The sequence below is a fragment of the Occultella gossypii genome, assembly GCF_019947135.1.
GTDB classification, from domain to species: Bacteria; Actinomycetota; Actinomycetes; order Actinomycetales; family Beutenbergiaceae; genus Occultella; species Occultella gossypii.
In genome coordinates, this window is record NZ_JAGSHT010000011.1 from 20,762 (window position 1) to 30,592 (window position 9,831).

Annotated in this window: 11 protein-coding genes; 6 read left to right on the top strand and 5 right to left on the bottom strand. The window is 71.0% G+C overall.

Annotation, left to right across the window (positions count from 1 at the left end):
• Positions 1–43: 43 nt before the first annotated feature.
• Genes KCQ71_RS11390 through KCQ71_RS11400 form a run of 3 tightly spaced genes read left to right on the top strand, consistent with a single transcriptional unit; the run spans position 44 to position 1,645 of the window.
• A complete protein-coding gene (locus tag KCQ71_RS11390; RefSeq protein ID WP_223405931.1) occupies positions 44–505 on the top strand; it encodes a SprT-like domain-containing protein in 462 nt (153 codons plus the stop codon).
• A gap of 32 nt (positions 506–537) precedes the next feature.
• On the top strand, positions 538–1,128 hold the full coding sequence (locus KCQ71_RS11395) for a protein-L-isoaspartate O-methyltransferase family protein (RefSeq protein ID WP_223405933.1): 591 nt from the start codon (positions 538–540) through the stop codon (positions 1,126–1,128).
• A 40-nt stretch (positions 1,129–1,168) separates the two neighbouring features.
• Complete coding sequence (locus KCQ71_RS11400; protein ID WP_223405935.1) at positions 1,169–1,645, top strand: NUDIX hydrolase; 477 nt, start codon at positions 1,169–1,171, stop codon at positions 1,643–1,645.
• 28 nt (positions 1,646–1,673) lie between these two features.
• On the opposite strand, the gene KCQ71_RS11405 is transcribed toward KCQ71_RS11400, so the two are convergent.
• The 4 genes from KCQ71_RS11405 to KCQ71_RS11420 form a co-directional block, all read right to left on the bottom strand.
• Positions 1,674–2,426, bottom strand: a complete 753-nt coding sequence (locus KCQ71_RS11405) for a hypothetical protein (protein WP_223405937.1) — start codon at positions 2,424–2,426, stop codon at positions 1,674–1,676.
• Between the two features lie 116 nt (positions 2,427–2,542).
• The gene (locus KCQ71_RS11410) at positions 2,543–3,244 is read right to left on the bottom strand and encodes an HAAS signaling domain-containing protein (RefSeq protein WP_223405939.1); all 702 of its coding nucleotides are present in this window, start codon (positions 3,242–3,244) and stop codon (positions 2,543–2,545) included.
• On the bottom strand, positions 3,241–3,588 hold the full coding sequence (locus tag KCQ71_RS11415) for a PadR family transcriptional regulator (protein WP_223405941.1): 348 nt from the start codon (positions 3,586–3,588) through the stop codon (positions 3,241–3,243). The genes KCQ71_RS11410 and KCQ71_RS11415 overlap by 4 nt, the downstream gene beginning before the upstream one ends.
• A gap of 52 nt (positions 3,589–3,640) precedes the next feature.
• A complete protein-coding gene (locus tag KCQ71_RS11420) occupies positions 3,641–6,550 on the bottom strand; it encodes an FAD-binding and (Fe-S)-binding domain-containing protein (protein ID WP_223405943.1) in 2,910 nt (969 codons plus the stop codon).
• 199 nt (positions 6,551–6,749) lie between these two features.
• Between KCQ71_RS11420 and KCQ71_RS11425 the strand changes: the two genes are divergently transcribed.
• The 3 genes from KCQ71_RS11425 (at position 6,750) to KCQ71_RS11435 (ending at position 9,091) form a co-directional block, all read left to right on the top strand.
• Complete coding sequence (locus tag KCQ71_RS11425) at positions 6,750–7,232, top strand: hypothetical protein (RefSeq protein WP_223405945.1); 483 nt, start codon at positions 6,750–6,752, stop codon at positions 7,230–7,232.
• Positions 7,233–7,337: 105 nt separating this feature from the next.
• Complete coding sequence (locus KCQ71_RS11430) at positions 7,338–8,210, top strand: carbohydrate ABC transporter permease (RefSeq protein WP_223405947.1); 873 nt, start codon at positions 7,338–7,340, stop codon at positions 8,208–8,210.
• Entirely contained in the window at positions 8,207–9,091 is an 885-nt protein-coding gene (locus KCQ71_RS11435) for a carbohydrate ABC transporter permease (protein WP_223405949.1), read from the top strand. Before KCQ71_RS11430 ends, KCQ71_RS11435 begins: the two co-directional genes overlap by 4 nt.
• Before the next feature lie 53 nt (positions 9,092–9,144).
• Here KCQ71_RS11435 and abmR read toward each other — a convergent pair whose 3' ends face one another.
• Positions 9,145–9,753 (bottom strand): ATP-binding transcription factor AbmR, encoded by a 609-nt coding sequence (gene abmR / locus KCQ71_RS11440; protein WP_283248666.1) that lies wholly within the window; start codon positions 9,751–9,753, stop codon positions 9,145–9,147.
• Positions 9,754–9,831 lie beyond the last annotated feature (78 nt).

The window sequence follows — 9,831 nt, forward strand, 5'->3', positions numbered from 1 at the left end:
GCGTCGCGCACAGTTGCCACTCCCTACGACAGCGAGGATCGAGATGGACCTCACCGATGCCGAAGCGCTCGGCCGCGAACTCATGGCCGAGCACGGCCTCACCGGCTGGACCTTCGGGTTCGACAACGCCAAGCGCAGGGCGGGTGCGTGCCGCTACGACCGCCGTCGGATCACGATCAGCCGGTACCTGACCGCGCTGCACGAACCCGCACAGGTGCGCGACACCCTGCTGCACGAGATCGCCCACGCGCTGGCGGGCCACGGAGCAGGCCACGGGCCGCGGTGGCGCCGGATCGCCCTCGAGATCGGCTGCACCGCGCAACGCCGGGTGCCGGCCGGCGCCGGCGAGGTTCCCGCACCCTGGGTCGGGACCTGCCCGGCCGGACACGAGCACGCCCGGTTCCGGCGCCCCACCCGTGCGCTGGCGTGCGGACGGTGCTCGGCCAGGTTCTCCACGGCCCACCTGATCGTCTGGCAACGACGGGAGGCGAACGTGCGGCGCTAGTCTGGACGGACCCGAACGGGAGCAGGTGCGCGATGGATGGCTCGGCGCACGCGGTCGTCGCCGCCGCGATGCGGTCCGTCTCGCGCGCGGATTTCCTGCCCCGGGCCCAGCGCCGCAACACCGGCCTGGACCAGCCGCTGCACCTGGCCGACGGTCAGACGTGCTCCCAGCCCACGACGGTGCGGATCATGCTCGAGCTGCTCGCCGTGGAGACGGGCCACCGGGTGCTGGACGTCGGCAGCGGATCCGGTTGGACCACAGCACTCCTTGCCCACCTGGTCGGGTCGACCGGCTACGTCGACGGCGTGGAGCTCCGCCCGCAGCTGGCCGAGTTCGGGCGGGCGAACGTCGCCCGGGCCGGCATCACCCACGCCCAGGTCCATGTGGCGGTCGACGGCGTGCTCGGCTGGCCGTGGCGCGCTCCGTACGACCGGATCCTGGTCTCCGCGGAGGCCCGCGCCGTGCCCCGGGCGCTGGCCGAGCAGCTCGCCGACGGTGGCCGGATGGTCGTTCCCGTCCGGGGCCGGATGACGATCGTCACGATGGCCGACGGCGTCCCTTCCGCCGAGCAGGCGCCCGGCAGCTACCGCTTCGTGCCGCTCATCGAACCCGAGCCCGGGTGATGTTCAGCCACGCTCGGCACCGCGTCGCTACGGTGGGAGCGTGACCGATCGCTTCCAGGTGGTGCCCGCCGCCTACGTCCTGCTCCGCCGTCAGACTCCCACCGCTGAGGAGGTGCTGCTGTCGCTGCGGCGCGGCACCGGCTACATGGACGAGCACTGGGCCCACGCCGCGGCCGGGCACGTCGAGGCCGACGAGTCAGTGCACGCCGCTGCCGTCCGGGAGGCCCGGGAGGAACTCGGCGTCACGATCGCCGAGTCCGACCTCGAACCCCTTTGCGCCATGCACCGCACGCACGGCAACGGCCGCCCGATCGACGAGCGCGTCGACTTCTTCTTCGCGTGCCGGACCTGGTCCGGCGATCCGTCGCTGATGGAGGCGGACAAGGCGGCCGAACTCGCCTGGTTCCCCCTGAACGCCCTGCCTGACCCGGTGGTGCCGCACGAGTTGGCTGTCCTGGACGCCATCCGGGCCGGGACCCTGGCGCCGATCATCACCTTCGGTTTCGCCGGCCGCTGAGTTCCGGCGTCCGGACCATGCGTGGGGGCTACACGTCCTTCGTCTTCACCCGCCCCGCAGGCAGGGGCGGCATCGGCGCTTGCAGATTCGGGAACACCGACTCGTCGTTGACCGCGAGCGCCATTCCCCGCGCTGCCTGCGGGCGGTAGTCCGCCGCCTTGTCGAGTATCACAAGGGCCTTGATCTGGTCCTCGGACCAGTTCGCGGGGAAGAACGACGACGGCTTCGCCCACTTCTTCTTCTTGGGGCTCGCGTCGTAGTACGCGTTCGGCTTGCCGACCCATTGCCGATAGAAGGTGCTGCCGGGCGTCGGATTGCCCAGTGGCTCCACGACACGGGGCCCGGCCGCGATGCTGTGCAGGCCGGTGGGCCGCTCGTCGTTCATCGCACCGAACATCACGTGGCTACGCTTGCGCAGCCACTCGGTGTGGCTGACGACCATCGATTCCATGTAGGTCTCCCACTTGCCGGAATCGGAGTTCTTGGCGCCGTGGGCGTACCTGAGCACCACGCCCAGGGTCGCATCGTCCAGAACGCCCTCGCCCTTGGCCCGCACGCGCCGCACGGCCGCATCGACCGCCGAGTTGCCGGTGGCGCGCTGGATCACGACAGTGGTGGCGGCATTCCCGACCATCCGCTGCAGAGCCGGGGAGATCGACCGCAGGTGAGCCGGTGGTCCCGCGGCTCCGGGATCGAAACGCGTCGTGACGCCCGACGACCGGCTCCGCACGCGGTCCCCAGTGTGCGCCTCTGGCTCGTCTCGAAGACCGCCCTGCCGCATCCAACCACCTTCGTCGCAGGGCCCACGCCCTGAGCCCGACTGCAGGCTAAGGAGGCACGTGCCGGCGACGCGAGTCCGATCGGGCACATCCAGGGGCAGCGTCAGGCGGCCGTCAGTTACGAAACCCGGCCGCGGGCCGCGCTGGTCAGGACGACCAGCAGCCAACCGCCGCCGGCGACGATCACGATCATCGCAACGATCGAGGCGACCGTCAGTCCCGGCGGTCCGGCCACCGCCCAGCCGAGGTCCGGCAGCAGCCACAGCACCAGCCCGACGGCGGGAAGCAGCACCATCTGCCCGACCTTCTCGCGTGTGCGCCACAGTCGGGAGTTGCCGACGAACAGCGCCACGACGATCCAGAGCGGCAGCACGAGCAGGCCCGCCGCGAACACGGCCCCGAACGTGGAGGTGTAGAGCGTCTGTGTGCCGCCCGATCCGCCGTCGGTCTCGATGGTGACGTAGGCCGCGTTACCTGCCACGCCGACGAGCAGGAGCACGACGCCGAGTGCCTGGAGCACCGCCACCAGCACCGGCACCCAGGCCCGGTCCGCCCAACGCACCGGCCGGACCGGGACCACGCCCCCGCCGTCGCTCTGTTCGTCGTACGCGGCGCGCGCGACCGCCTCGGGCGGGCCGAGCTCGGCGAGCACGGCCGCGACGTCGGCGTCGGTCGCGTTCTCCCGCTCGGCCAGGCCCGCGTCGATGTGCTCGCGGACACCGGCCAGCACCTCGGCGCGATCCGCGGGCGCGAGGTCCGCGAGCGCGCGGGTGAGATCGTCGAGGTAGGCCGACACGATCGGATGCTGGGTGCGGTTCATGACGGTTCTCCCTTGTTGAGTGCGGCATCGACCGCGTCGCGGAACGGCCGCCAGGTGGCAGTGAACGAGTCGAGGGCAAGCGCCCCGGCTCCGGTGAGCGCGTAGTAGCGCCGCGGTGGACCGCTGGTCGACTCCTGCCAGGTGGTCTCCACGAGACCGGACTTCCGCAGCCGGGACAGCAGCGGGTAGAGCGTGCCCTCGCTGGCCATCAGGATCCCGTCGCCAGTGAGCCTGCGGGCGATGTCGAACCCGTACGTGGGACCTTCACGCAGCATCGCGAGCACGCAGTACTCGAGTGCCCCTCTTCGCAGATGCGAGAGGATCCCGCTGTCAACAGGTACCATGCTTCACACGGTAGCAGGCAAGCCGACGGCGCACAATGCCTTCGAGGGCCGATCACCCGAGCGGTCGGGTGACCTCCTCCAGGAGCTCCAGCACGTGCCGGTAGGGCCGCCCGGTGGCCCGGGTCATGCCCATCTCGCAGGTGCGGTTGCACGAGGCGTAGCCGGCGAACGGGCCCTCGGTCGCCTCGAGGCGCTTGATCTCGGCGGCCTCGGCCTCGGTGGCGCCGGCGGTCAGCTCGGGATGCAGGAGGCCGCGATCACCCGCGAATCCGCAACAGCCCCAGTCGTCCGGGACCCGCACGTCGCGGGCGACTGCGCCCGCCACGGCGACGAGATCGTCCGTCGCGCCGAGGTGCACGGTGGAGCAGGTCGGGTGGACGGCGAGGCTCGCCAGTTCCTGGCCGGCCGGCACCTCGATCCGGGGCAGCAGCTCGCGCCGCGCGTAGGTGACGGTGTCGAGCACCTCGAGGGTGTCCCAGCGTGCTGCTCGCATCGGGTCCAGGTGCGCGGCCAGAGTGTCCAGACCGTGCGTGCAGGATGATGCATCGCAGACGAGCGGGCGACGGCCGTCGTCGGTCGCGGCCCACACGCCGTCGAACACGCGCGCCGCCATGGCGGCCTGCCCGTCGACGAAGCCCTTCGACTCCCACGGGGTGCCGCAGCACAAGGCGTCGACGCCGTCGGGCAGGACTGCCCGAAGGCCCGCCCGCGCGCACAACGAGAGGAACGCCGCGGCGGCGCCCTCGCCACGCCCTTCGGGACCGAACATCGCCCCGGTGCAGGATGGAAAGAAGACCAGGTCGGCGAGCTCCGACCCGGATACTGACGGGCCGCCGTCGCCCGATCTCGCACCACTCCGGGCGGGCGAGGCCTCCACCGCGGGCAGGTCCGCCAACTTCGACCTGGCCGTGCCCGGGCCGGGCAGCCCGGCACCCAGCTGTGGGAGGAGTTCGTGCGGCAGCACTGTCCGCGCCGCGGACGTGGCGCCGGCGAGCAGCGCGGACGGAACCGCGTTCGCGACGGTCAGGCCCAGGCGCAGTCCGGACGTCGCGGCGGACCAGGCTCCGGTCGCGGCCGCGCCCGCGCGCTGGGCGGCGGGCCCGTGCCCGGCCGCGCGGAACGACTTCATCACCTTGCCGGTGTCGATCTTGACGGGGCAGGCCGTGACGCAGAGGGAGTCCGCGGCACAGGTCTGCACCGCGTCGTAGGAGAACGCCGCCTCGAGCTCGGCGCGACGCTCGGGTCCGGCGGCGGCGATCTCCCGCATCAGGATGATCCGCTGCCGGGGCGTCGTCGTGGTGTTGCGCGACGGGCAGCCCGGCTCGCAGAACCCGCACTCCACACAGGAGTCGACGGCCGGGTCGACTCCCGTCACCGTCTTCAGGTTCTCCAGGTGTGCCCGCGGGTCGTCGTCCAGGAGCACCCCGGGGTTGAGGATCCCGCGCGGGTCGCAGAGCCGCTTGAGCTCGGTCATCACCTCGTACAGCTCGTCGCCGTACTGGCGGCGCACGTAGGCGGACATGATCCGCCCGGTGCCGTGCTCGGCCTTGAGCGTGCCGTTCGCGCCGAGGATGAGCTCCACGAGGTCCTCGGTGAACGCCTCGTAGGTGGCGAGTTCGCGCGGGTCGTCCAGATGCGGGTTGATCATGAAGTGCAGGTTCGCGTCCCGGGCGTGCCCGAACGTGACCGCATCGTCGTAACCGTGCCGGGCGAGCAGGGCGAGCAGTCCGCGGACGGTCTCGGTGAGGACCTCCGCCGGCACTGCGACGTCCTCGAGCAGGTTCGTGGTGCCTTTCGGCCGGGCCCCTGCGACGGCCGCGTACAGGCCCTTGCGCACGGCCCACAGGCCGGCCCGCTCGGTGGGGTCCTGCGTGAGTGCCGCCGGGGCGCTGAGGTCGAGTCCGCGGATCACCGGGTCGGCCGCACCGGTGAACTCGGCGAGCGTGGCGGCGTCGGGGGCCTGGAACTCCACCAACAGCGCCGTGTGGTCCACAACGGGGATCGAGGCGATCGAGGCCGGGGCACTGCGGTCGGCCTGCGCCACCCGCAGGGACGCCGCGTCCATGAGTTCGACGGCGCGGGCACCGGCCCCGAGCAGCGCCGGCAACGCGTCGGTCGCCCGCTCGATCGAGTCGAACACCAGCAGGCTGGTGGCCGCCTTGGCCAGGACCGGGACCGTGTCCAGCACCACGGAGGCGACGTAACCGAGGGTGCCCTCGGAGCCGATCATGAGGTGCGCGAGGATGTCGGCCGGCTGGTCGTGGTCGACCAGGGCGTTCAGGCCGTAGCCCATCGTGTTCTTCATCGAGAACTGGTGGGTGATGATGGCGCGCAGCCGTGAGTCCGCGCGCACGGTGTCCCGGAGCCGGATCAGGCCGGCGTGCAGGGCCGGCTCGAGCGCGCGCAGGCGCTCGTCCGCGTCCGGCCGGGCCGTGTCGATCGTGGTCCCGGACGGCAGCACGAACTGCATCGAGCTCAGCGTCCGGTAGGCCGTGGCGGTGACCGAACTGGTCATCCCGGAGGAGTTGTTCGCCACCACGCCGCCGATCGTGCAGGCGATCTCACTGGCGGGATCGGGGCCGAGCTTGCGCCCGTACCGGGCGAGCGTCACATTGACGCGCCGCAGCACGGCGCCCGGTCCACACCGGACCCGGGCTCCGCCGTCGAGCACCTCCACCTCGGCAAGGTGACGGCGCACGTCGATGAGTACCCCGGACCCACCGGCCTGCCCGGACAGCGACGTGCCGCCCGCGCGGAACGTGACGCTCTGCCCGGCGTCGTTCGCGGCCACCAGGGCGGCGACCAGCTCGGGCAGGGAACCCGGGGTGAGCACCGCCTGCGGCCGGAGCAGGTAGTGGGAGGCGTCGTGCGCCATCACGGCGAGATCCGCGGCTCGTTCGCTCCACGCCTGCGGGCCTGCGGCGCGCCGCACCTCCTCGAGCGGTTCCGTGGTGACGGTCATGGGGCCAAACCTAGACCGGTTCGCGGCCGGGCCGTGGCTCGTGTCCATGCCGCGGCACCCGGCGCAGAGGGCTGCCGCGCCGACCCCGACCGCGCCGCATGAGAGATGTCATGCCGAACCGGTGAGGGAGCACCCTGGTGCCGGCGTCCCGCCACCGAGAGGCTGAGAGCAACCCCAATCGAGAGGCGTGCTCTCCGCGATGTCCGACCTCCTCATCGACCTTCAGGCGTTCACCGAGTCCCTGCCCCCGCTGCTGCGCTGGGTGGGCGTCGTGCTCGCGGCGCTCATCCCCTACGTGGAGGCGGAGGGTGCGTCGATCATCGGGATCGTGGCGGGCATCCACCCCGCGATCGCGATCCCGGCGGCGGTGGTCGGGAACGCGATCGCGCTCGCCGTGATCATCGCGATCACGTCGGCCGTGCGCGCCGGTGTCACCCGGAACCGGGTCCCGGAGGCGAACCCCAAGAAGCAGCGCATGCGGCGGGTGTTGGACCGTTGGGGCGTTCCGGGCGTGAGTTTCCTCGGTCCGCTGCTGCTCCCCAGCCACGTCACCGCCGCCGCGATGGTCGGCTTCGGCGCACCGAAGGCCAGGGTCTTCGGCTGGGGCGTCGTGGCCGTGGCGGCCTGGGCGCTCGTGCTCGGCGTGCTCGTCTACCTCGGCGTCCAGGTCGCGCTGCACTGACACCTCGGGCACCGTCCTCACCGTTCGAGACGGCAGCCGCGCCTGCCCTGACGACCGGCACGATCTGGCTAGGCTCGCTCCCAGACGACAGCCGGGAGTGAACGCATGAACGCACGCCAGCGCCACGAGGCGCGTTCGGCGTACGCGATGCTGCTCCCGAGTCTGATCGGTGTGATCGGCTTCCTGCTGCTGCCGGTGCTGATCGTGGTCGCGCTGTCCTTCATGCGGTGGAACCTGATCAGTGCGCCCGAATGGGTGGGCCTGGAGAACTACGCCTACATCCTCACGTCGGGCCGGTTCGGGAACTCGCTCCTGGTCACGGCCCTGTTCGTGCTGCTGGCCATCCCGATCTCGATCGGGATGGGTCTGCTGCTCGCCATCGCGATCAACCGGGGCCTGCCCGGCACCAGTTGGCTGCGGGTGCTGTACGTGCTGCCCTGGGTCTGCGCTCCGCTGGCCCTTGGCGTGGTGTGGAAGTGGATCTTCGACCCCACCAACGGTGCGCTGAACGCGATCATCGGGCGCCGGGTCGAGTGGCTCACCGACCCCGACCTGGCGCTGCCGGCCGTGGTGTTCGTGCAGGTCTGGTCCACGGTGGGGTACATCTCGCTGTTCTTCCTGGCTGGGCTCCAGCAGATCCCACGGGCCGTGTACGAGGCCGCCATGCTCGACGGCGCGGGCGGGGTCCGCACGCTCGTCTCGATCACGCTGCCGCTGCTGCGCCCGACGATGTTCTTCGTGACCGTCACCTCAGTCATCTCCTCGTTTCAGGTGTTCGACTCGATCTACGCGATGACCGGCGGTGGCCCCGCGTTCCGCACCGACGTCATCGCCGCCCGCATCTACGACGAGGCGTTCGTCGGGTTGCGGCTCGGCCGGGCCGCCGCGATGGCCGTGGTGCTGTTCGTGGTGCTCGTCGGCGTCACTCTCGTCCAGCAGCGCTATTTCCAGCGCCGGATCACCTACGACATGTCATGACCGAGACCACCCGCAGCCACACCCGACCGGTCCGGCCCGGAGCGCCGTCCTGGCGCGCGTCCCGGGTGTTCGCGAACGCGCTCACCTACGCATTCCTCATCGCCGGTGGCCTGCTCATGCTCGGCCCGTTCGTGTTCTCGGTGATGACATCGCTGAAGACCCCGAAGCAGTTCAACACCACGTGGCCATTGACGCTGCCGGAGCCGGTCACGGTCGAGAACTTCACGGCGCTGTTCTCCGAGCAGTACAACTTCGTGGTGCCGATCGCGGTGACGGCGCAGGTGGTCCTGGTGCTCGTGCTCGGCCAGATGCTCACGTCGATCCTGGCCGCCTACGCGTTCGCCCAGCTGGACTTCCCCGGCCGGGACGCGCTGTTCTGGGTCTACCTGTCCACGCTGATGATCCCCGCGGTCGTCACGATCATCCCGCTGTACTCGATGATGACGACGCTCGGCCTGAAGAACTCGTTCGCCGGCCTCGTGGTGCCGTTCCTGTTCGGCTCCCCCTACGCGATCTTCCTGCTCCGGGAGAATTTCCGGTCCACCCCCTCCGACGTGCTGGACGCCGCGAAGATCGACGGCGCCGGGGTGCTGCGCCGGCTCTGGCAGGTGATGGTCCCGATGAACAAGCCGATCCTGGCGACCCTGCTGCTGATCACCGTGGTGAGCCAGTGGAACAACTTCATGTGGCCGCTGATCATCGCGCCGGCGCCGGAGTGGAACGTCATCACCGTCGCCACCGCCGCCCTGCAGACGCAGTACAACGGCAACTGGACGCTCGTCATGGCCGCGACCACGATCGCGCTCGCGCCGCTGGTGATCCTGTTCCTGGTGTTCCAGAAGCAGATCACCTCCTCGCTCGGGGTGACCGGGGTGCGATGAGGCGGTACTCCTGACGTGAGGTGAGCTCGGAGAAATCGCGTTAGTAGCTGCTCTCAGAGGCCGGGCCCGTCCGAGCGCAACTTGTCGACCTCCGCCATGGCCTCGCGGAGCTGGCCGAGCCATTCGTCGGCGTGCTCACCGACGAGCTGCACCGACCAGGCGAGCGCGTCCGAGCGGGACCGGGCCACCCCGGCGTCGACGAGGGTGTCGAGCACCCGCCGCTCGGGCTGACGCAGGCGTGTCATCACCGGCGCGGCGACGTGGGTGAAGAGCGCCTCGCTCTCACCGAGGCGTGCGCCCCATGAGACCTTGCGTTGGTAGCGGGCCTGGGCCTCCTCGGCGATCTCGATCCGCTCGGCCCTGGTCTCGGCGCGGAACCGGCTGATCCGGCCCTCCGCCTCGGCGCCGTCGGCCTCCTCGGCGAGGGTGCCGACCACCAGGATCTCCTCGCGGTCGACGGTCACCTCGACCTCGCTGAACCACGCCTTCGGCAGCCGACCGCGGAACCAGTCCTCGGCGTCGTCGGCAGCCGGTAGGCCGGCGACCTGCCAGCCACCACGCCCACGTCCGCCCGGGCCACCGCCGCGGCCACGGCCGCGCCCACGTCTCCCGGCCTGCTCGTGACCTTCGCGGGTCTCGTCGTACTCATCTCGGGTCATCATGTCTCCGCCTTCTCGGACCGCTTACAGGATTACATGATTACACCGTTAGGGCGGGGGGTCTACGGCGTGGCTCTCCTC